Source organism: Hyphomicrobium denitrificans 1NES1 (assembly GCF_000230975.2).
GTDB lineage: Bacteria > Pseudomonadota > Alphaproteobacteria > Rhizobiales > Hyphomicrobiaceae > Hyphomicrobium_B > Hyphomicrobium_B denitrificans_A.
In genome coordinates, this window is record NC_021172.1 from 3,158,834 (window position 1) to 3,179,444 (window position 20,611).

Here is a 20,611-nt window from a genome sequence, read left to right on the forward strand (position 1 = left end):
AACCGGAACGAGCGTAAGTGCTCCATCATTCATATTTTTTTTATCGCCGCTCATGTTGTCCTGCGTTCCATAAAAATTTCAAAACAATTCCAACTCGCCTGCATTGCTGACGAGGGCCGGAGCCGATCCGGCGGCCGGCCGTTCGATCTCCATCGTACCGGTCAGCAGAATTTGCCGAGCACGTCCTGAAACCGGCCAGTATTGAATCCTTCGCCCCTGCAGCCCGCCGGTACTGCCCCCGACGTGGGCGATGCCCTCATCTCGAAGAAAGCGCTCGGCGAATTCGACATTATGTTTGCCGATATCGTTGTGGCTCCTGACCGTCCGGGCACCGCCGAAGAGCTTGGCCTCGAGCCGATCACGGCGAGCGCCGGCTTTCAGCAGACCATTCACAAGCAACTCCATCAGATGGACACCGAGACGTTCGGCCTCCCCCCCTTTTGTCCTGGCGTTCGTGCCTGGCAGAAGAAAGTGATTGATGCCACCCACGCCCGCCAAGGGATCGCGTATGCACGCCGCGACGCATGAGCCGAGGATCGTCGTCACCATGACATCCCTGTCGTCGGCAACGAAGTACTCGCCTTGGATGATGTGGACGCGATTGTCTTTCTTTATCGCCGAAGTCATGTCAGCTTTCCGACAACGGCCTCGATGCACGTCTTCAGTGCCGGAACAGTGAAGGGCTTGGCGAGGAAATTATTCAAACCCCACTTCTTTCCTTCGTCGATAAGCGCCTTATCGCCCTTGCCCGTTACAAGAATAAAACCGACTTTGCTCGTCGGACCATGCTGGCGCAATGCGCGCAGGAGCTGAATTCCATCGATTTTCGGCATGTTGAAGTCGGATATGACGAGATGGCATGGTGCCGTCATCATCATCTTTAACGCTTCTTCGCCGTCTTTGGCGACCTTGAACGACTTGAGGCCGATCTGGTCGAGGCCATCGGTCAGCAGCGCGCGGCTGACGGACGTATCGTCGACGACCATGATCGATAATTGCTGCATTGAGGGCATGATTGGCCTCCTAGTGCTTCTTGATTGTTGACGTTTCTGACATTATTGCCGCCGCGAGGCGGTCGAGTGGCAACTGCTTTTCTACTGCACCGAGGTCGAACGCTGCCTTCGGCATTCCGTAGACGATGCAGCTCGATTCGTTCTGGCCGAACGTGCGGGCTCCTGCCTTGCGCATGGACAAAAGTCCGGATGCGCCGTCGCGGCCCATACCCGTCAGAATCAAGCCTACCGCGCGTGCCCCACACGTGCGCGCCACGGATTCAAAAAGAACATCGACCGAGGGGCAGTGTCCGTTTACGCGATCGCCGGGCCGCAACCGGCAGTGCATGTCGCCTGCGCCGGAAAGTTCGAGGTGCAGCGCACCGCCAGGAGCCAAGAAGATGTGCCCCGGCGCGAGCTTCGCTCCAGTTGAAGCTTCCTGCACCTTTGCCGGGCAGATCCTATCGAGGCGGTTTGCGAAGCTTTTCGTGAAAGATGCCGGCATGTGCTGCGCGATGACGGTTGGCGGGCAGTTCTCCGGGAAATGCGATAAAAGTTCGATGAGCGCCTCGACACCGCCTGTCGATGCGCCGATCGCGAGCACGCGTCCGTCGGGAGCATAGTGAGCGTGTGCGGCTCTAGCTTCGGTTGCAACCTTTTGCCGATCGCTTTCCGTCGTCAGCGGGCGAATGCGCGCCGCTGCAGCGATCTTGACCTTGAACGGCAACTCTTCAAAATTGTGTTCATTGCCCGGTCTTGGCTTTTCGATGCAGTCGACGGCGCCAATTTCAAGGGCCCGCACCGTCTCGTCGGCCCCACGGCTTGTCAGCGTGGACACCATGATGACCGGCATCGGCCGTAGCCTCATGATCTTTTCAAGAAATTCGAGACCGCTCATATTCGGCATCTCGACATCGAGCGTTACGACATCCGGATTGAGGGCCTTGATAGCTTGCCGGGCCTGCAATGGATCTTCCGCCTGGCCCACAACTTCGATATCGGCATCAGACGATAAAGCCGTCGCGATCAAGCCGCGCATCGTCGAGGAATCGTCGACCACCAGAACCTTAATCTTTTTCATCGGTGCGTTTCGCTTTTCTTACGGTAGGTGGTAACGCCGTCGGTTGTCAGAACTTTCAGCGCCGACCCGGACACGCGCTCGGAGTGCCCGATGTAGAGAGCGCCATCGTCCGCGAGTAGATTTGATAAGCGTCCCCAGATCATTCCCTGCGTATCGTGATCGAAATAGATCGCAACGTTCCGGCAGAAGATGGCATCGAATGGCCCTTTAAAAGGCCAACTACCCATCAGATTGAGCTCGCGAAATGCAACGAGCGAGCGCGCGGCATCCGAGACGCGCATGCTATCGGAATCGCCCGGTACGGCTTCAAGCCATTTGCTTCGCATGGCTTGCGGAACATCTGCCAACTCCTCTTTGCGGTACTGACCTCGTTTCCCATGTGCGACGACATTCGGATTGAGATCGGTCGCAAGGATTCGGATATCCAACTCCGCCGCATCGGGAAATACCGACAGGACGGTGAGCGCCATCGAGTATGGCTCCTGACCCGTCGAGCAGGCAGACGACCAGAGCCTGAGGCGACCTCCTTTGCGAACGTGGGCTGCCCGAGGCTCAAGGATATTATTTCGCAGATATTCGAAGTGATGCGGCTCTCTGAAGAATCGCGTCACGTTCGTTGTCAGCGCGGCGATCATGCTGCTGCGTTCTTGATCGTTGCTGTGTACCGTATTGCAATATTCTGCGAACGTCGCGATACCGAGGCTTCGCAACCGCTTCGCCAAACGAGAGTAGACGAGTGTCGCCTTTGACTCAGGCAGGTCAATACCCGCTTCAGCCTTCGCGATCTCTGCAATCGCGCGGAAGTCTGCCGCGGAGAAGGCGAACTCGCCTGTGACGAGCAACTCCGTAGGCCTCGTCGACGAACGCTGAAGCGCCGGTGTCATGCCGCGGCCTTTGCGCTAATCGGCAGAACGCTATCGAGCGTCACGATGCTGATCATGCGGCCATCCACGGCGTAGACGCCCTTTACAAACGTCTTTGCCATGTCGGATGCGATATCCGGCGTCGGCTGCATCGACGCTTCCGATGAGGTCAGAATATCGGATACGGCATCGACAAGCAGGCCGACGATCTGCTGATGGATATGAACGACGATGATCACGCTGCGTGGCGTCGGTTCCGTGAGCCCCAGTCCGAAGCGCATCGCAAGATCGACGATGGGAAGGACGGCGCCTCTCAGATTAATGACACCGCGGACATATGCAGGTGCGTGCGGCAAAGGCGTTGCCGGCGTCCATCCGCGAATTTCCCGCACGCACATGATATCGATACAGAACTCTTGCGCACCAACGCGAAACGCGACGAATTCATTGTTTGCAGCGTTGGCTGCCAGCTCGTTCTCTTGCACGACCCCTAACCTCCCGTTCCATAACGAAGCTCGCCGGACAGCGATTCTTCAAATGATCCCGCTACCAGCGCGTCGACGTCGAGGATGAGAGCGACGCGCCCATCGCCGAGGATGGTCGCTGCCGCGATTCCTGCGACGGTGCCGTAGTTTGCTTCCAGGCTCTTGATAACGACCTGCCGCTGATCCTGGATCGAGTCGACGAGCAGCGCGTTCCTTGCGCCGCCGCCTGTTTCGACGAGGATTGCGACGCTGCTTTCGGGTTGCGTTGCGGTGTCGCGAAATCCGAGCTGCGTTCCGACGTCGATCAGGGGCACAAAGGTGTCGCGGATCGCCATGACCCGGCCTTCTGCGCCAAGCGCGTGAATATCCGCGCTCTTCGGCTTCAGGGTTTCGACAATTGCTGTCAGCGGAACGACGAGTGTTTGGCCAGCAACGGAAACCGCCATGCCATCGAGGACTGCAAGCGTGAGCGGCAGACTCATCGAGAACGTCGAGCCCTGGCCCGGACGCGATGAAATCGAGATGCGTCCGCCGAGTGCCTGGATGGAGCGCTTTACGACGTCCATGCCGACGCCGCGGCCGGAAATATTCGAGATCGTAGACGCGGTCGAGAAGCCCGGCAGGAACAGCAGATTGTCAATATCACTATCGGAAAGCTGCGCATCTGCCGCGATCAAGCCTTTTTTGACCGCAGACGCGCGCACTTTATGGCGATTGATGCCGGCGCCATCGTCGGAAATCTCAATGACGATACGGCCCGATCGATGCGCCGCCGTCAGACGCACCACGCCTTCGGCCGGTTTTCCCGCAGCGAGACGCGCTTCAGGCGATTCGATGCCGTGGTCGACGGCATTGCGGATCATATGCGTCAGCGGTTCGGCCAGACGCTCGACAACGGTCTTGTCGACTTCGGTCGCTTCACCGTCGGTCTTAAGACGGACTTCTTTGCCGGTGGCGTCAGCGACCTCGCGCACGATGCGCGACATGCGCTGGAACAGCGGTTTGACCGGCTGTGCGCGGATCGCCATAACGCTTTCCTGAATCTCTCGCGTCAGTTGCTCAAGCTCTTCAAGCCCGATGACGACAGAGGAGGACCCTGCGAAATTGGCTTCGATAACGCGCTGCGAGAGCATCGCCTGGTTGATGACAAGCTCACCAACAAGGTTGATGAGCCGATCGACGCGATCGAATTCGACTCGGATCGTCGTCTGAGAAGGGATGGCCGCCGCTTTAGCGTCTGGTTTGGGGGCCTCACCGACAGGCGTCAGCGCCGAGGGGGCTTCCGCCGATGCGGGTGCAGCAGCAGCGGCGGTTTCCGGCTCGTGAGTATCCGCAGGGCTTTCAGATGTCACCATCGGTTCCGCGGCTGGCGAACTTCCGAGAGCCATCGCCAGAAGTGCTGCGATGTCTGCATCGGAGACTTCCGGCTGACCGTCGCTTTCGATCGAGAGATCGGCTTCACCCTCGACGAACTCAAAAACTTCGCGCACCTCTGCGATATCGCGCTCGGACGTCAGGCGAATCGACCACGAGAAGTAAGCTCCGTTCGAATCGATGTTTTCGAGGTTCGGCAATGCCGAAACATCGCAGGCCGCTTCCATCACACCGAGGCGATTTAATTCACGCAAGACGAGCGCAGTCTCGTTGGCGTTCGCATAGAGTTCAGGACGTGGCGTGAAGTTGATGCGATATTCGTGAGACGATGCTCCGGCTTCCTCAGAGGCTGGTTCAATAGATATTTCGGGAAGTCCAAAATCTATAACCGTCGGCTGGAAGTCGATGGGCTCTTCGACCTCCTCCTCGCCGTTAACGAGCGTCAGACTTTTTATATCCGCGGCAACAGTCTCGTAGCTTGTCTCATTGATTTCTCTGCCATCCCGCGATGCCTCGACGAGATCCGCAAGAACGTCGGCAGCGCGGAGCATGATTTTCATCATTTCCGGCGTCGGCGTGAGTTTTCCACTCCGGACAAAATCGAGCGCCGTTTCAAACGTGTGAGCGAACTGTACAAGCTGCGTGAGCTTGAATGCCCCTGCTCCACCTTTGATGGAGTGCACTGCGCGAAAGACCGCGTTCACGGTTTCGGAGTCGGTGCTGCCTTCATCCATTGCGAGCAAACCTATCTCCATTTCGGAGAGCTGCTCCTCGCACTCCTGAAAGAAGGTTTGCCGTATTGCTGCCATTGAATCCACGACTGTCACCCCCACTTGTCGTGTCAAGCCGCAACGCGCCGAATCGCGGCGATGAGTTTCGTCGGCTCGAACGGCTTGACGATCCACCCTGTTGCGCCAGCTTCCTTAGCGCGCTGCTTTTTTGCGGCGTCGCTTTCCGTCGTCAGGACGAGGATCGGAACTTTGCGATAGCGGTTATCCTTGCGCACCGCTTCGATGAGGCCGAAGCCGTCCATCTTGGGCATGTTGATGTCGGTTACGATGACATCCGGTGTGGATCTCTGGAGAACTTCAAGACCGTCGACACCATCGACGGCTTGCAAAACGTTGAAGCCTGCTTCGGCGAGCGCCATTCTCAACATGTCGCGCATTGTGCGCGAATCGTCGACCGTGAGTATTGTTTGCATCATCGATTTCCTTCGAGCAGCAGGTCTTCGCGCGGCAATCCGACGAGCGCAATCGTCTCGAGAAATTCCGGACTTGGATTTTCCAAACGATAGCTCTTCCCGTCGCTCTGCCAGGTCCGAGCCGCGGCGACGAGCACTTGCAGCGATTGCACGCCGACGCGCCGGATTTGGCTCGCGTCGATGACAAGAGCGTCGCCTCGCTGAGCCAACAGCATCTCCTTGATCGCGGCAGCTGCCGACGAATCGAGGCAATCCGGCAGCATTAGCGCTGGCGCAGCTCGATCCGGCTCGCTCGACGGCATCTCCGTGGTCGCTGCCTCTTCCGGAGGAGGCGCGGCAACTGCATTTGCATTCATCGTTGACGTCACGATTTCTGCTTCCGCCTTCGAGGTACCCGCTTTCGCAGCGGCCTTCTTTCGTCGGCGGCCGGCGCCGGCAGATTTGTGCTTTGCGCGCGGCATTAGAATTCCTCCCAGCCAGCATCGGCAGTCTCCGCGCCGTGCTGGCGACCGCTGCCGTTGGAAGCAACCTTCAGCCTGCCCGCGGGTTTCGCTGCGCGCGCTGCAGGCTTTGCCATTTCCCGCCGAGGAGCAATTTCGACGACGGTATCGTCGCCCGTCTTGAATCGGCTGACGAGGTTTGCAAGTTCCTCCGTCTGCTGAGCCAATGTTTGCGTTGCGGCGGTTGCTTCTTCGACCATCGCGGCGTTCTGCTGAGTAACCTGGTCCATTTCGTTGACCGCGGTGTTGACCTGCTCGAGGCCGTGCGCCTGCTCGTTGGCACTCGCTGCGATTTCCGTAACGATCGAGTTGATCTCGGCGACCTGAGTGACGATGCGCGTCAGAGCGTGGCCCGTTTCGCCGACGAGCTGAACACCTTGCGCGACCTGGCCGGTCGAAGCTGAGATCAATCCCTTGATCTCCTTGGCCGCCTCCGCGGAGCGCTGAGCCAGCGCACGAACTTCCGACGCGACCACCGCAAATCCGCGCCCTGCATCGCCAGCGCGCGCGGCTTCGACACCGGCGTTCAAGGCAAGAAGGTTTGTCTGGAAGGCGATCTCGTCGATGACGCCAATGATCTGGCTGATCTGCTTAGACGAACTTTCTATGCCGGTCATGGCTTCGATGGCTCTGCGAACCACTTCGCCGCTCTTCTCGGCATCGGCTTTCGCAATCGACACCGTCTCACGAGCATGCGTTGCACCGCGCGCCGTCTTGTTGACGGTATCGGTGATCTCCTTGACCGCGGCAGCCGTCTCTTCGAGGCTCGCGGCCTGGTTCTCGGTGCGGCGCGATAGATCGTCGGAAGCCTGCGAAATTTCGTTGGTTCCGAGCTTGATGCTGCCTGCGCCTTTCTTGACGAGGGAGATCGTGCTTTTCAGCGTCGAAGCTGCGGAGTTGAAATCTGCCTTGAGCTTTGCGAACTGGGGTGCGACGTCGATGTAGAGACCCGTCTCAAGGTCGCCTTCAGCGAGCTCGGAAAGAGCCGCACCGAGCGATTCGACTACGACGTTGATTTGTTTCTCGGCCTCGAGTTTAGCGACCTGAGCCTGCTCCAGCTGGCCCATCATCAGATTCATCTGGTTGATGATCGGCTCATATTCCTGAATGACTTTCTCAGCGATCTGGTGCGAGAAATCGCCTCGGGCGATACGATCTGCCGCTGCCGTGAAAGCGCGCATGAAGCGCTCATGTTCGCGTGCATAGTGATCGCCTTGCTCCTGCTGCTGCTTGGCAGCTTCAACGGCTGCATTAGTCATCGCCTTCTGTTCGACCGCGGCTTCCTTGAAGCGAGCAAGAGTCTGAGCGATTTCGCCGTTTTCGTTGGAATCAGTGAGACACGGGATGTCGACGCTGAGATCCTTTCGGCTGATCTGATCCATAGCGCGAACGAGGCTCGCAAGCCGCGCCGTGATTCCTTTGGAGATCGCCGTTACGATACAAATGGCTGCAACAGTTGCTGCGATGAGGAGAGCGAGCGTGCGATAGAGCGTGGCGCGCGCATCACTATCGTGATTTTCAGCCAATTGGATATATAGCCCCGCCATTTCCGAAGCCATTGCGCTCGTCGTCTTGCTGGCTCCGAGCACAGCATCCTGCATCTCCGATCCCAGGGCGGCGCGCTGATAATTGGCCGACTTAATCTTCGAAGCTATCTGTTCGAGTTGGCCGACGAGTTGGACGCCGGCATTGGCTAGGTTGCGTTTCTCGTCGCTCGCGACATCCGTCGCCGTAAGATCGGCGAGGGGCTTACGCAGGCTTTCTGTCGCATCATGGAGCGCAGAATAGTCAATCGCCAGCGCAGCTTCCCCGGCGGGCGCCGAACCGAGTGTGTCGTGGAGCCCGGTCAACGACTGCTTGATGGCTGGCAGATACTCAATGAATATCTGCTGGGCACGATAGGTATCGGGTGACAAATCTGCGGCGATTGCAGAAGCATCGGCAATGCCGACCAGCAACTCCGCTCCGATTTTGCTCTTTTCCGAGATGCTCGTCGCATTGGCAAATGCGTTGATCGTTGACTCAACCCCGAGACTTCGGCCCGTGGTCGACGAGAGAGACGCCAACTCGCCGCTGACGCCCGTACGGACGTTTTGATCCGATGCCATCTCGCCCCAAACTGCTCGGGCAAGCTTCGCTCCTTCGATTTCCTTGTGAAGCACGCTGATCTGTTCGAGCTGATGATCGGCGTACATATACAATTGACCAAGCGACGGGATCAGGAATACCGCCGATATGAGGGCAAGCCGACGCGGCATTGACCATTTGCTATTGATGTACCCGATGACCATGTCTTTTGACCTGTTTTGAGGTGGCTGTTGATGCGGCTCGTTTCGATCGATGGACGGCGCACGCCGCCGTTTGCGGCTCGCGCACAAAGATTTCAATTCGTCAGCGCTGCTGGAGGGGGCTTAGATCTCGCGATTGCCGATGCTTGCTAAGCGGACTAGGCACGCTGCGGGCGATACCGGCACTGGGTTGATGATCATCTCGATCACCAAAGTTCGCGGATCCCGGCGTTTGGGCCGGTGATAATGGGGCATGCGCCATAAGCTTGTTCCTGCTTCTCAAAGCCCGGAACATGTCGGGTTGTAGCCGACACGGTTGCGCGGCGTCATGCCTATGATTTCAATTATCAAGCAACCGTTCGGCAAAAATAATTCGCAAAGTTATCGAATTCGTTTACGTCGCAAAAATGATGTTTTTTATTTTCTACAGCTATTTTTATGACTGCCTTTCTTCGATATCTTGCCCCCGAAATTAGCGATTCTCAAAAATTTGGCGATTCTCCCTCGCGGCGCTTATAACTCTTAAAATCATCTTTTTGGCTCTTTGATTGATTCCCTCGCATTTAGCGCGTCGACCAGGAAATGCGGCGCGGGGGTTTTATGTATTGCGCCCCGATATAAACGCCTTCAGCATGAGCAAGCCGACATTTCACGACAAAATCGTCGCCTGGAATTTCAAGATCGAATTCCGACCCTACAAGAGCCGCATCGGCAAGTTTGATTCGCGCGCCCGCGTCCGAAAAGTCGACAACAGCCCCTGACAGCCGCCGACCATCATTCAAGATGACTACGGCGGATTTAAACGCCGCTCTTCTACCGAATTGCCGCCGTTCCGGCTGTTTATCTATAGGCAAAGCTTCCTCGTTCAGTCCGCTTATTGAGACCATTGCGCGAATAACTTGCATCGGCCTTAAAACATCGGATTGCCTTAAAAATGAATTCGGACCGCTGTGTTGTATCTGAATCCCGAGCCTCAAATATCTGTATCGATGGCGACGTAAAATTCGCGAATACCAACTCTCAATTTTCTCCGATTGCTACAGTCGACAAGTTCGAAGTCGACTAAGGCGACGTTAAGATATTTCCATCAAATTGTTCATATCGGTTCGGTCCATATCATCGCTGGTGGTGCGATCTGGTAGGGCACACCCTTAGTCGGCATGTGGCGTCATGGCATTCAATCTCGACAGATTAGTATCCAGCGCTTCAGTTTCTCGCCTGGGCCGGCGCAAGTCTCATAGCGTAAGCTTTGCCGACACGTCGTGGGGAAAACGGGGATTCGCGTCTGCCCTCGATCAATTCGGTATTGTTTCTATAACGGATCCGGGTGGGCGGATTCTGCACGTCAACGACGAATTCATCCGGCTAAGCGGATATTCGCGGGACGAACTCATAGGCCGCACGCATGCGATATTGAATTCGTCGCATCATCCAAAGACGTTTTGGGCGGAGGCTTACCGCACGCTTGCAGGCGGGAAGACGTGGCGTGCGCAGGTTAGGAACAGAGGCAAAAGCGGTCGAGCCTACTGGGTCGATGCTCTGATCGTCCCCCTCAACAGCCGAAATGGCCTTAAAGGATTTCTGTCTGTTCAGCGCGACATAACGGAGGTTGTTGCGCTCCGAGCCGAGTCGGAGGAGCGCGCATCTATTCTTCAAACCATCGTCGAAAGCTTCCCGGGCGGCATCACGGCGTTCGACAAGGATCACAACGTTGTTCTTTGCAATCGTCGGCAGAGAGAGCTGATGCACTATCCCGACGAGCTGTTTGCCAACGGTCAGCCGACGGCCGAAGATCTTTATCGCGTCGAGGCGAATCGCGGCGAGTACGGCCCTGGCGATGCTGAGGAGCACGTTCGCAAGCAGCTCGATATTGCGAGCCGCGCCATACCCCAAACCATCGAGCGCCGGCGTCCTAACGGGACCTATCTCGAAACCCGATACATACCTCTGGCTCACGGCGGCTTTGTCACTACACAGTTAGATATCACCGGTCGCAAGCTGGATCAGGAAACTATTGGACGGCTTGTTCACCACGACGCGTTGACGGGGCTGCCGAACCGTTCACTGTTCCTGGATCGCATGCGATCCAGCATCGCCGGGCGTGGCCAAGAGCTCTTGGCATTGCATTGCCTCAATCTCGATAATCTGAAATTGGTCAATGAGAGCTTGGGCGATCTCGCCGGCGATGAGTTGCTTAAGCGCACGGCACAACGGCTAAGCCGGCTTCTCGGCGACAGCGATACCGCAGCCCGGTTAGGCGGTGATGACTTTGCCGTCATTCAAGCTGCTCCCAAATCCATCAACGACGTCGAAGCCATGGCCAAGCGCATTATATCCATGCTGTCCGAATCGATCGGTTTAGATGGCAGGGATATTACAATCGGCACCAGTGTCGGCGTCGCGGTAGCACCAACCGATGGAACCCATGCAGTGGAACTGATACGGAACGCGGATGCCGCTCTCCGGCGAACGAAGTCGCTGGCTCGCGGCACTTACGGGTTCTTTGAGCCTTCCATGCACGAACGCCTTCGGCAACGGCTTCGAATGGAAATGGAGATGCGCGAGGCACTTGCTAGCAATGCGTTCGAGCTTCACTATCAGCCAATCGTCAATACGAAGACGCTTAAGATCGTCGGTTGCGAAGCTCTGATCCGCTGGCGGCATCCTGAGCGAGGGCTCGTTCCGGCATCGGAATTCATTCCGATCGCGGAAGAATGCGGCATTATAGGGCAAATTGGTGATTGGGTCTTAAAGACGGCCTGTGCAGAAGCCAGCCGATGGCCCGATGACGTGTGGATTGCGGTCAACATCTCGGCAGCTCAATTCAGCGGTCCGAGCCTCGTCGACAAGGTTTTGGCGGTTTCCAAAGGATTGCCTCTGTCGCAGCTGGTCCTTGAAATCACGGAGACGCTCCTGATGAAGAACCGGGACATTGCAGCGGCGACGCTCGATCGATTGAAGAAGCTTGGCGTGCGCTTTGCGATCGACGATTTTGGAACGGGGTTTTCATCTCTGAGCTACCTTCAGAGCTTCCCCTTCGACAAAATCAAAATCGACCGTTCGTTTGTATCCAATATCGCAAATCAAAAGCGGTCGGCAACGCTTCGTCGCTCCATTATCCAGCTTGGCTATAACCTCGGAATGACGAGCGTCGCGGAAGGTGTCGAATCCAAACAGCAATTGGACTTGCTACGAGCGGAGGGATGCGTCGAAGCACAGGGCTTCTTGTTCTCACCTGCAGTTCCATCTGCAAAAATTCGAGAGCTATTTGCAAGTCCGCTTTGAGGCCGGCAGCCGGGCATAAGGGACGTGGGAACGGCAGATATCCAGGGGGTACGCGGCTATGCTGGGGACGCTTTTAAGATTTTCCGAGCCTGCCAAACCGCGGCGAGCATTGGTGTCGCCGAGCGATCCTATCGACGGGTGCGCACGATTCGAAGCTCTTGTTTGCGAGTTTCATTGGACAGCATTGCAAATCGGCGCCATCGCATCCTGCATGAATGCAAGCCTCGCTTCGCGGCGAAGCTGGATGCTGAGGGCGTGCAGTAACTTGGTTCCTGTTGAGTCACCTGTGGTAAAAGTTGCATTGCGGTCATGGCAGGATATCGGTTTGCCGCGCGACCTCGCGGCTGCGGTTGCACGAATCTATTTTAACCTTGCCGATGCCAAGAAGCTCGCACTTCCGCTGATTAACAGCGCGGGGATTTTTGCCGCTCCGAAAATTCCGCTCGCCAAGCTCGAACAAATCACGGCCGTATGGCGGAAGCTTGCAGAAGACTGCCGAGACGCCGTGTTGGAACTCGAGCCCGAGACACGCTGGCGGCTCAACGGAACATACACGGGAAACGCGCTGGTCCTCAGCAAATTTCTGAAGGAAGCGATGGCCGGATTACGGACTTGTGTCAATCAATATGGGGAGGTGGCTTTGCCTCTCCTTCCGCAGCGGCGGAAAATGCCGAGATATATGCTGCTCCAGCATTGCAAGATCTTCTCGCAGGGAAGCGCGTCCGCTGCCTTCGCGCGTGACCTCTCGAAAAATGATTTGAGCGTCGATTGCGATGGCGATTTTCGGCTGAAAGATGCCGTTGTCGTCGTTTTACGAAGCGGGCGTAAATTGCCGGGGTTGATCGTTTGGTTCAAGGATGGCAAAGCCGGCGTGCGCTTCAATAGTCCGTTGCCTGACGATGATCTTTTAATCTCTGACTGAAGCCACAATAAGCGGATTAGGGCGTCCGAATTTCTTCCGCACGACAATTTATTTTCTAATCGCTGTCCGATTTGACGCAATTGCGACCCGCTGCCTTCGCCTCGTAGAGCTTCGCGTCGGCACGCTCGATAAACGACTCCGGGCTGTCTCCGGACTTAAGCTGGGCTATGCCGAAAGATGCCGTGACCATTCCAATCTGCTTTCCGGTCTTATGGTGCATCCACTTCTTGCGTTGCAGCTCACTACGGATCTGTTCTCCAAGGTTATCCGCGCCCTCAATTTGAGTTTGAGGCAGCACGACAACGAACTCCTCGCCGCCGTAACGCACCGCTGTGTCGCGACCCTTGATGTTCTTTGACAGGAGTTCGCCGAAACGCCTTAGAATTTCGTCGCCAACGGTATGACCAAAGGTATCGTTGATCTTTTTGAAATGATCTACATCGGCCATAATTAAACAAAGAGACTCGTTGAGCTCCGAGGCCGCCTTTACCTCTCGCGGTAAATTTGCTTCGAGCCAATGACGGTTTTTCAAGTGCGTTACCGCATCAAGCATACCGAGATTCTGGCTCTCGCTCAGGCTCAATCTGAGCTTCTCGATCTGCGACTGCGATTGCTGCAGGCGCGCATTTAGAACGCCAACTTCGCTACGAATTCTGGAATTCTCATTGATGAGCCGCTGCACGACGGCTCTGATCTGGCCTGCCGTCGTCAACGATGGGAGGGTCTTATTGACCTTCGCCAGGGCTTCGGAGTGCAGACTGCTGAAATCAATGTGCTTCTTCAACAAGCCCAACAGCATCAAAACTTCGTCATCGAGTTCCTGACCGACTTTTTCTATACGACTTGAGATCGCGTCGTTTTCCTTCTTGCGTCGAATTTCATTGCCGGTGAAAAACTGCCACGCTCCGATCAGGAATGCGACGAAGCAAACCGAAACTATTCCGGCCAACACCGCAATCGCCATTGGATGTGACCCCAGGCGGATGATGCGGCCTCGGGAGTCGACTTCCGCAACTTGCCAGCTCACATCCGACCAGGTCGCCCAAAACGTAAGGCCGAAGTCCGTCCGCATCCACAGTGCCCAGAAAAAATAAGCGGAACAAACCGCAACAACGCTGGTAAGCATGATCACGGCGGAAAACGGGAGTTGCCTCGAGGTTATCGTGCCCATTGGCTCCTGCTCGGATAGAAACCCGGTACTTTTTTGCGATATCAGTATACGCCGTAATCGTTCGCCTTCAATTTTTCCATTGTCATCATCGGCTAATTAACAGGATATGGGGATTGCGCTGGAAACTCGACGCTGCTGGCCGAGTGGAGAATGATACTTGTAAGTTTACGCTTGACTGATCATCCCGAGCATGAGTCGTCGCTATTCGCAACTGCCTTTTTGTAGAGTATTGTTCTGCGAGTATCCTGCCTCCGCTCGATAATTTTACCTACGATGCGGACGGCATATTTGCCGCAATTGAAAATGTCGTTCCTTTACCTAAAGCCAGTAGCAATTCGAATGTATAACTGCTCAGTGAATACTTTGAGCAAGCTTCCACTATAACTTCCGGTCATCAAGATAATAAGAAACCCCGCGATGATCTTCGGCACAAAGGTCAACGTCATTTCCTGCACCTGCGTCAACGCCTGAAAAAAAGCGACGCCAACGCCGATGATCATCGCAGACGCGATAACCGGACCAGCGAGGATGATCGTCAACCAGATCGCCTGTTGAACAATTCCGAGCGCATCACCCTCTGTCATTGATACCCCAATGTGACGCCTTGAGTGATTGGAATTTCCTTGCCGTTATTAAGAATTGCCGTTGACCCGGAGGAATCAATGCGCACCGACGTGACGATGCCAGACGTCGAGCCGTCCGCTGACGTCAACGTAAGACCAACCATCGTGCTCGCCTGCGAAATATTCGAATTAACGAGAAGCTGGTCGAGTTTGGAATTCGTGTTAATGCCCTGCTCAACGCTTGAGAATTGGGCGATCTGCGACATGTATTCGGTGGAGTCCGTCGGATTCAATGGGTCCTGATTCCGGAGTTGGGCCACCATGAGTTGCAGGAAATCGTCATAGTTCAGTGTCGAGCTGTCGGTCGAATTATTCGAAGTCGTGCTTTGCGTGCCGGACGTGTTGCTCGTCGCGGGAATCGTGGTCATGCGACCTCCTTGCTCGGTTCGTGCGTCTTCGCACTTGAAGCTTCCAATGGAAGGAGCATTCTTACTTTCTTCAAAGCCTCGAATGGACGATCCGTGTCGAGCAGACCGCTAACTTCCATTAAACCCTGCAGAATCCTGCCGTCGCTAACGCTTGCGAGAAGATTCGCGACGGATTCCTTTGCCATCGTACGCGCTTTCATATGCAGCGCCGGGTCCATCAGCATCATCTGCACCATGAAATAGAGCTGGCGCAGTGGCGTCGTTGTTTCCTCGGGCTTCATCACGTGCTGCTCAAGGAGAAAGATTACATCATTCATCAGCTCGATACTGACTTTGCGGTCGACCTTGAGCACACCACCGTTGACGAAAATGCGCTCACCGGCTCGCAGGGTGATTTTCAATCCGCCGCCCATCCCCATCACAGACCTTCCGCGATGACGTTCGAAACATCGATCAACCCGGCGAAATTCTTCGACCTTCCGCTGCTGATGGCTTCCGCCTCTTTCAGCATCCAGATGCCTATCGATATCAAATTTGCTCTGATATCGTCGGGAAGCGCGTTCTCGGGCTTTACGAGGTCCTCGAGTAGAAAGCTCCACAGTCGATTGAGAAAGCAGATTGCATCTATGGCCTCGCGCGAATTCGCACCGGCCTTTTCGGCCGACTTGAGCATCGAGACGGACTGCTCGATCGCGAGACGCTCGTTCTCGCGCTTTCGGCTGCCTGATTCACTCAACGTCTCTTCATATGAAAACTTATACATGTCTCAGTCCGGTCATTCGGTGCTACACGCACCGGGTTTATCATGAGAGGAAGTCCATGATGCTCAGGTTGCTTAGTCGATTTGTAACGCTGTAGGCGGCTTCGAGCGCAGTAGAGAGATCCGAGATCTGGGTCGTCACCTCAGCGGTATCCACCGATTCAAGTCCGTCGATCGACCTGTTAAGAAAATCGATCTGCGTATCGATCTGATCGTTTGCGTCGGACACGCGCTGCTGGGTCACGCCGAGGAATGACTGAACTTTCGTCAATCCTCCGATGCCGTTGCTGACGAGCTGCGTCGCCTGTTGCATGACGACTTTCTGTGTGGCGCTGTCGAGATTCTGAAATCCAAGGCCCGCGACCATCGTGAATGCCTGGGCCAACTGCCGAAAGGCCGCGTCATTCGCCGTGACGGATGTATTTGCCGTTTCCGTTCGCGAAATTCTGCTGTTTACGGGTTTATCGGATGCTTCCGACCAATTCGCCGACCAGTTTGTATCGGAGAATAGATCGGCGAACTCGTTATTGAGGAAATCCTGCATGTCGGATGCCGAGATCGACGATACGTTCGGATCGTCCGGGCTCATTCCGAACTTCGCCACGAATGCGGCATTTACGGCCTGCGTGCTCGCAGGCGGCGGATCTCCGAAAAAGTCGTCGAGCGGTTTAACGTCGGAATTGATGCCGGCAAAGAGATATTGGCCATTCAGCGATGAATTGAGCTGGTCCTGAAACGACTGCATCGCGGCTTGCGCCTGTTGGAGGATCGTATCAGGCATTGTGCCCGTCGACTGGGCCGGCGTCAGAGCGTTCAAGAACGTTTGACTCGTCGTCGCGAGGGTATTGAGCGCGGCCTGCGACCCTTGCATGCGGGTCAACACAATCGAGTTCGTATCCTTTATCGACTGGATTTGAGCGATATCCTGCCGCAACGAGACGGCAACTCCGGTTTGGGCGCCGAGTGTCAAACCGACGTCCGCATGGCGACCCGTCGCAAGCTCCGTCTGGGCATCGACGAGGCGCTGCTGAATTCTGGCGATCGAGGCTTTTGTCTCGCTCGATAAAGATGCCGTCGATATGAATGTCGGTGTGAGCATCTGCTTAGCTGAATGACTGGATGAGAGTTGAAAGCATTTCGTTGACGGTGTTGATCAGCCGCGACGACGCTTGGAAGGTTCTTTCCAGATCGAGAAGGTTCGTCATTTCCTCGTCGAGGTTGACGCCGGTCGCTTGCGAAAGCGATGAGGTCGCACGGTGGGCAACTGTGCTTCTGTAATCAGCTTCTGCGCTCGCGGATTGACGCAGCGCCTCGAGCCAGGAGACGGAGTTTTTCGCGTAATCGATCACCGAAGACGAGGAAGGGAGCTGAGTCGAAGGATCGAACGTTTGCCCAGAACCAAGGTTTGCAATCAGCGCCTGAAGGCGCTCCGTGTAGGCCGGTGCGTTTGCGGTGTTGTATTTGTAGGCGGCGCCAGAGATGCCGCCATCGCGGATCAGCTCGGCATTGCCGCCTTGGCCAGGGTCCACGTTTGGATTGATTTTGATCGAGCTTGCCAGGCCGGCTACGGCAGTGCCAGAGGGCGGAAGAGTCGGACCGCTGGAGTACGTAAAGAGACCTGCGGCTGCAGGCAGCGTCGGCGTCGCCGACTGATCTGTTTCGGCGAACGCATCGATCAAGCCTCTCGCCATCTCGTCGAGCTGGCTTTGATACGTCACGGCGATGTCGTCGCGTACCGACACGAGTCCGGCTAGCTTGCCGGACTGGATCTCCATAATGTGCGATGTTCCCGCGATCGGAACGCCATCTGCATAGACTGCCGCGCCGGGCATTCCTGCAGCGAGGTTCGAAGTCTGCTGGAACGTTACGGACCGTGGCACCTTGTCGAACAGCGTCACACCGCTGTCGGTGTAGATCGCCACGTCGCCATTGTCGCGTGTAACAGTTCGGATTCCGACCTCGGTCGAAAGTTGCTTCAGAACCGCGTCACGCGCGTCGAGAACGTCGGTTATATCGCTGCCATTGCTCGTTCCCCGGATGACCTGATTGTTCAGATTCTGAAACTGGGAGAGCAAATCGTTGATGTTGGCGACCGATGTCGCGATGTCAGTATCGGCCTGCTGGCGCACCTGTGTGACCGTGTTGGACGCGGAATTAAGCGCGTTCGACACATCCTTCGCGGCGGAAACGACGCTCGCGGCGACCGCGGGGTTTTGCGGATCGCCGGAATACGTTTGAAGCGCAGCACTGAGCTTCGCCATCAATGCCGCTGGCGAGCGCTCCTGATCGGTATCATCGACGGTACTTTGGATCTGGTCGAGCGCAGACGTAATCGACGCCTGCGCCTGATTGGCCGAATTGGCCGTCAGGTAGGCGTTGAAAAGGAGCTGGTTCGACGTTCGGTCGATCTGGGGGATGCTTACGCCGACGCCCGGACCTGTGACGATTGTTGCCGTTTTGCGCGTCGCGTCGGGGTCGTGGATGCGCGCAATATTCCGCGACACCACCGAGATTTGCTCGGACGTTGCCTGGAGACTCGAGCGCGCGGTGTCGGTACTCAGCGTCAACGACATTTGCGGGACCTTCCCCTAGAACTCCCGGCTACCGGACGAGATTGACGAGCACGTCCAAGAGCTCTGTACCCGTCTGAAACACCTTCGAGTTTGCCGTGTAACTGCGTTGAGCTTCGACCATCGTCGTCAACTCGGAGGCGAGATCGACGCTCGATTTTTCAAGAGCTCCGGAAACGATCTTTCCGAGCGATCCAGAATTTGCGGTTCCGAGCTGGAGATCGCCGGAGTCCTTGTTCGTTGCGAACACATTGCCGGAAATTGCCGTCAAGTTGTCTGGGCTTGCGACGGTTGCGAGCGGGATTTTGAATGCGTCAACACGCGAGCCGTCGGCATAGACAGCGGTGACGATGCCTTCATCACTGATCTCGAGTCGATCTACAGCGGATGGGCCATTGCCATTCACGCTAGCATCTACGGGTGTGTATGCAGTCGCGAGCTGCGTCGTATTTCCCATATTCAGGTTGAGCGTCGCGCCGTTTGGAATACTCACAGAAAGAGTCGGAGGAGACGGCGAGATCAATTTGCCGTTCGTTCCGTCGAACGTCAGATTCTCGGTCGTCAGCAACGAACCGGCGGCATAGGGGAAGCTGCTGCCACCTCCGGACGCCGCACCCGCATGGTCGTAGACGGTGACTTCCCACTGATTGTCGGCCGTCTTCGCCGAATAGATGTCGATCGTGACCTGGTGACCGAGATTGTCGTACGTTACGATCGATGTCGGGCCGACATAGTCGGCGCCGGCGGCATTCAAGGATGGGAGACTGGTCGATACGGCCGCATCGGACGGAAGATTGACCTGGAAATTGCCGCTGGTTGACGGCGTTGCTTTCAATCCAAGGTTTGCAGTTCCGACCGGCACGAGACCGGCGGCACTGTTGATGACCGAAGAGCTTCCACCGCTAAGAAGATCATATCCGAGCAGCGTAAATCCGGCTGCGTTGACGAGGTACCCGTTCGTTGACACGAAACTGCCGGCTCGCGTCAGATAGGGGGTCCCTGACGGGCTCTGAACCATGAAGAACCCGTTGCCACTGACAGCCAGGTCCGTCGGCGATGTCGTGTAGGTCAGGTCGCCCTGATGAGTAATGGCACGGCGGGCAATGGTCGAGACCGAACCGGGGACGTAAGATGCAACGTGACCTTCTGCGACGAGGGTCGCGAATTCGGCAGAGGCTTCCTTGTAACCAGTCGTATTGACGTTCGCAATATTGTCCGCGACGGTTCCCATACGGTCAGACTGGACAGCCATGCCTGAGATGCTGGTAGTCATTAATCCGTAAAGGCCCATCGGCACTCTCCTGCTCGGGAATGATGCTTTGCTCAAGAGAAGCATTCGGGCCTTGCGTGAGACTGTTTGCAGTCTCCTCCGGTGAGGGCAATTGCTCCTCTCCGGAAAATTCCTTGAGGCGGTAGCCGAGGAACCGCTGGGAATCGATCGGATCGTGTCCGAGCCGCTGCTTCAGGCGCTTGCGCAGGCGGCTGATATGACTTTCGATTACGTTCTCGTGAATTTCATCGTTGAAGATGCCGTAGACGCGATTGAAGATCTGCGTCTTCGTCACGCGCGTATTGCGGCTAAGAACGAGGCATTCGAGGATCCTGCGCTCTCGCCGCGGCAACGGCAGAACCTCGCCGTTCACCAGCGGGTCGCGACCGTCGAAAAAGATTCTGATGCCGGCGATATCGACGCATTGCTCGGCCATTTTCATCCGCCGCCGGATTGCTCCGCTGCGCGCTAGGATTTCGCGAACATGAAACGGCTTGGCGAGCACATCGTCGAAACCAAGCGAAAAAAGATCGAGCGTCTCGCTAAGGGCCCTTGCTTCAATCAGCCCGATGAGGGGGGCGCGACATCGCGAACGGATGCGAGATGATATTTGCCGTCGATTTTCGACCGATCCAATTAGGAATCCTTCGATGACGGAGAGGTCCGAATCGTTAACTGATTCAAACCATTCAGGGAATTCGACTGGATCGACCGCTACCGCGGCGATTCCCTCGCGCTCAAAGCACGCGACGCAGCCTCCCGCGACCGTGGACCGGTCGTCCAGAACAACAAACATCTATTATCCCCGCCGTGATTTCAATGCCCCTCTTTCCAAGGAGATACAGTGATTCATGT

General features: G+C 56.3%; 21 protein-coding genes. 2 read left to right on the top strand and 19 right to left on the bottom strand.

Annotated elements, in window-relative coordinates; genetic code table 11:
• Positions 1-78: 78 nt before the first annotated feature.
• The 10 genes from HYPDE_RS15115 to HYPDE_RS18880 all read right to left on the bottom strand — a co-directional run bounded on the left by HYPDE_RS15115 (position 79) and on the right by HYPDE_RS18880 (position 9,692).
• On the bottom strand, positions 79-627 hold the full coding sequence (locus HYPDE_RS15115; RefSeq protein ID WP_015599383.1) for a chemotaxis protein CheD: 549 nt from the start codon (positions 625-627) through the stop codon (positions 79-81).
• Complete coding sequence (locus tag HYPDE_RS15120) at positions 624-1,013, bottom strand: response regulator (protein WP_041320551.1); 390 nt, start codon at positions 1,011-1,013, stop codon at positions 624-626. The genes HYPDE_RS15115 and HYPDE_RS15120 overlap by 4 nt, the downstream gene beginning before the upstream one ends.
• 10 nt (positions 1,014-1,023) lie before the next feature.
• Entirely contained in the window at positions 1,024-2,073 is a 1,050-nt protein-coding gene (locus tag HYPDE_RS15125; RefSeq protein WP_015599385.1) for a protein-glutamate methylesterase/protein-glutamine glutaminase, read from the bottom strand.
• Positions 2,070-2,957: a CheR family methyltransferase gene (locus tag HYPDE_RS15130; protein WP_015599386.1), complete on the bottom strand. Its 888-nt coding sequence runs from the start codon at positions 2,955-2,957 to the stop codon at positions 2,070-2,072. The genes HYPDE_RS15125 and HYPDE_RS15130 overlap by 4 nt, the downstream gene beginning before the upstream one ends.
• The gene (locus HYPDE_RS15135) at positions 2,954-3,421 is read right to left on the bottom strand and encodes a chemotaxis protein CheW (RefSeq protein WP_015599387.1); all 468 of its coding nucleotides are present in this window, start codon (positions 3,419-3,421) and stop codon (positions 2,954-2,956) included. Before HYPDE_RS15135 ends, HYPDE_RS15130 begins: the two co-directional genes overlap by 4 nt.
• A gap of 5 nt (positions 3,422-3,426) precedes the next feature.
• Positions 3,427-5,604, bottom strand: coding sequence for a chemotaxis protein CheA (locus HYPDE_RS15140; RefSeq protein ID WP_041320552.1), 2,178 nt, complete (start codon positions 5,602-5,604; stop codon positions 3,427-3,429).
• A gap of 32 nt (positions 5,605-5,636) precedes the next feature.
• Positions 5,637-6,002 (bottom strand): response regulator, encoded by a 366-nt coding sequence (locus HYPDE_RS15145; RefSeq protein ID WP_015599389.1) that lies wholly within the window; start codon positions 6,000-6,002, stop codon positions 5,637-5,639.
• Complete coding sequence (locus HYPDE_RS15150; protein WP_015599390.1) at positions 5,999-6,460, bottom strand: STAS domain-containing protein; 462 nt, start codon at positions 6,458-6,460, stop codon at positions 5,999-6,001. Before HYPDE_RS15150 ends, HYPDE_RS15145 begins: the two co-directional genes overlap by 4 nt.
• Positions 6,460-8,790, bottom strand: coding sequence for a methyl-accepting chemotaxis protein (locus tag HYPDE_RS15155; protein ID WP_015599391.1), 2,331 nt, complete (start codon positions 8,788-8,790; stop codon positions 6,460-6,462). The genes HYPDE_RS15150 and HYPDE_RS15155 overlap by 1 nt, the downstream gene beginning before the upstream one ends.
• A gap of 560 nt (positions 8,791-9,350) precedes the next feature.
• Positions 9,351-9,692, bottom strand: a complete 342-nt coding sequence (locus HYPDE_RS18880; RefSeq protein WP_244437690.1) for a PilZ domain-containing protein — start codon at positions 9,690-9,692, stop codon at positions 9,351-9,353.
• A gap of 265 nt (positions 9,693-9,957) precedes the next feature.
• Between HYPDE_RS18880 and HYPDE_RS15160 the strand changes: the two genes are divergently transcribed.
• Both HYPDE_RS15160 and HYPDE_RS15165 read left to right on the top strand, forming a co-directional pair.
• Positions 9,958-12,072 carry a putative bifunctional diguanylate cyclase/phosphodiesterase gene (locus tag HYPDE_RS15160; protein WP_015599393.1) on the top strand — a complete coding sequence of 705 codons (2,115 nt, stop codon included), beginning with the start codon at positions 9,958-9,960 and terminating at the stop codon, positions 12,070-12,072.
• Between the two features lie 286 nt (positions 12,073-12,358).
• Positions 12,359-12,994: a PilZ domain-containing protein gene (locus tag HYPDE_RS15165; protein ID WP_244437691.1), complete on the top strand. Its 636-nt coding sequence runs from the start codon at positions 12,359-12,361 to the stop codon at positions 12,992-12,994.
• A gap of 55 nt (positions 12,995-13,049) precedes the next feature.
• Here HYPDE_RS15165 and HYPDE_RS15170 read toward each other — a convergent pair whose 3' ends face one another.
• From HYPDE_RS15170 to HYPDE_RS15210, 9 genes are all read right to left on the bottom strand, one after another.
• On the bottom strand, positions 13,050-14,066 hold the full coding sequence (locus tag HYPDE_RS15170; protein WP_244437693.1) for a GGDEF domain-containing protein: 1,017 nt from the start codon (positions 14,064-14,066) through the stop codon (positions 13,050-13,052).
• Between the two features lie 413 nt (positions 14,067-14,479).
• Positions 14,480-14,749, bottom strand: coding sequence for a flagellar biosynthetic protein FliQ (locus tag HYPDE_RS15175; RefSeq protein ID WP_015599396.1), 270 nt, complete (start codon positions 14,747-14,749; stop codon positions 14,480-14,482).
• A complete protein-coding gene (flgD, locus tag HYPDE_RS15180; RefSeq protein ID WP_015599397.1) occupies positions 14,746-15,156 on the bottom strand; it encodes a flagellar hook assembly protein FlgD in 411 nt (136 codons plus the stop codon). The genes HYPDE_RS15175 and flgD overlap by 4 nt, the downstream gene beginning before the upstream one ends.
• Positions 15,153-15,569 carry a flagellar biosynthesis repressor FlbT gene (gene flbT, locus HYPDE_RS15185; protein ID WP_051112092.1) on the bottom strand — a complete coding sequence of 139 codons (417 nt, stop codon included), beginning with the start codon at positions 15,567-15,569 and terminating at the stop codon, positions 15,153-15,155. The genes flgD and flbT overlap by 4 nt, the downstream gene beginning before the upstream one ends.
• Positions 15,570-15,574: 5 nt before the next feature.
• Positions 15,575-15,919: a flagellar biosynthesis regulator FlaF gene (gene flaF / locus HYPDE_RS15190; RefSeq protein WP_015599399.1), complete on the bottom strand. Its 345-nt coding sequence runs from the start codon at positions 15,917-15,919 to the stop codon at positions 15,575-15,577.
• 40 nt (positions 15,920-15,959) lie between these two features.
• A complete protein-coding gene (locus tag HYPDE_RS15195) occupies positions 15,960-17,015 on the bottom strand; it encodes a flagellar hook-associated family protein (RefSeq protein WP_015599400.1) in 1,056 nt (351 codons plus the stop codon).
• 4 nt (positions 17,016-17,019) lie between these two features.
• Positions 17,020-18,489, bottom strand: a complete 1,470-nt coding sequence (flgK, locus tag HYPDE_RS15200) for a flagellar hook-associated protein FlgK (RefSeq protein WP_015599401.1) — start codon at positions 18,487-18,489, stop codon at positions 17,020-17,022.
• 28 nt (positions 18,490-18,517) lie between these two features.
• On the bottom strand, positions 18,518-19,777 hold the full coding sequence (locus tag HYPDE_RS15205; RefSeq protein WP_041320553.1) for a flagellar hook protein FlgE: 1,260 nt from the start codon (positions 19,775-19,777) through the stop codon (positions 18,518-18,520).
• Positions 19,722-20,552, bottom strand: a complete 831-nt coding sequence (locus HYPDE_RS15210) for a response regulator transcription factor (RefSeq protein ID WP_015599403.1) — start codon at positions 20,550-20,552, stop codon at positions 19,722-19,724. The genes HYPDE_RS15205 and HYPDE_RS15210 overlap by 56 nt, the downstream gene beginning before the upstream one ends.
• Positions 20,553-20,611 lie beyond the last annotated feature (59 nt).

Excerpts from the sequence above, each read along its gene's own strand:
- HYPDE_RS15195 (WP_015599400.1), bottom strand. The coding sequence starts at position 17,015 with ATGCTCACACCGACATTCATATCGACGGCATCTTTATCGAGCGAGACA.
- HYPDE_RS15170 (WP_244437693.1), bottom strand. The coding sequence starts at position 14,066 with ATGCGGACGGACTTCGGCCTTACGTTTTGGGCGACCTGGTCGGATGTG.
- HYPDE_RS15210 (WP_015599403.1), bottom strand. The coding sequence starts at position 20,552 with ATGTTTGTTGTTCTGGACGACCGGTCCACGGTCGCGGGAGGCTGCGTC.
- HYPDE_RS15175 (WP_015599396.1), bottom strand. The coding sequence starts at position 14,749 with ATGACAGAGGGTGATGCGCTCGGAATTGTTCAACAGGCGATCTGGTTG.
- HYPDE_RS15125 (WP_015599385.1), bottom strand. The coding sequence starts at position 2,073 with ATGAAAAAGATTAAGGTTCTGGTGGTCGACGATTCCTCGACGATGCGC.
- flbT (WP_051112092.1), bottom strand. The coding sequence starts at position 15,569 with ATGGGCGGCGGATTGAAAATCACCCTGCGAGCCGGTGAGCGCATTTTC.
- flgK (WP_015599401.1), bottom strand. The coding sequence starts at position 18,489 with ATGTCGTTGACGCTGAGTACCGACACCGCGCGCTCGAGTCTCCAGGCA.
- HYPDE_RS15145 (WP_015599389.1), bottom strand. The coding sequence starts at position 6,002 with ATGATGCAAACAATACTCACGGTCGACGATTCGCGCACAATGCGCGAC.
- HYPDE_RS18880 (WP_244437690.1), bottom strand. The coding sequence starts at position 9,692 with ATGCAAGTTATTCGCGCAATGGTCTCAATAAGCGGACTGAACGAGGAA.
- HYPDE_RS15115 (WP_015599383.1), bottom strand. The coding sequence starts at position 627 with ATGACTTCGGCGATAAAGAAAGACAATCGCGTCCACATCATCCAAGGC.
- HYPDE_RS15155 (WP_015599391.1), bottom strand. The coding sequence starts at position 8,790 with ATGGTCATCGGGTACATCAATAGCAAATGGTCAATGCCGCGTCGGCTT.
- HYPDE_RS15205 (WP_041320553.1), bottom strand. The coding sequence starts at position 19,777 with ATGGGCCTTTACGGATTAATGACTACCAGCATCTCAGGCATGGCTGTC.
- HYPDE_RS15130 (WP_015599386.1), bottom strand. The coding sequence starts at position 2,957 with ATGACACCGGCGCTTCAGCGTTCGTCGACGAGGCCTACGGAGTTGCTC.
- HYPDE_RS15120 (WP_041320551.1), bottom strand. The coding sequence starts at position 1,013 with ATGCCCTCAATGCAGCAATTATCGATCATGGTCGTCGACGATACGTCC.
- HYPDE_RS15140 (WP_041320552.1), bottom strand. The coding sequence starts at position 5,604 with ATGGCAGCAATACGGCAAACCTTCTTTCAGGAGTGCGAGGAGCAGCTC.
- flgD (WP_015599397.1), bottom strand. The coding sequence starts at position 15,156 with ATGACCACGATTCCCGCGACGAGCAACACGTCCGGCACGCAAAGCACG.
- HYPDE_RS15150 (WP_015599390.1), bottom strand. The coding sequence starts at position 6,460 with ATGCCGCGCGCAAAGCACAAATCTGCCGGCGCCGGCCGCCGACGAAAG.
- flaF (WP_015599399.1), bottom strand. The coding sequence starts at position 15,919 with ATGTATAAGTTTTCATATGAAGAGACGTTGAGTGAATCAGGCAGCCGA.
- HYPDE_RS15160 (WP_015599393.1), top strand. The coding sequence starts at position 9,958 with ATGGCATTCAATCTCGACAGATTAGTATCCAGCGCTTCAGTTTCTCGC.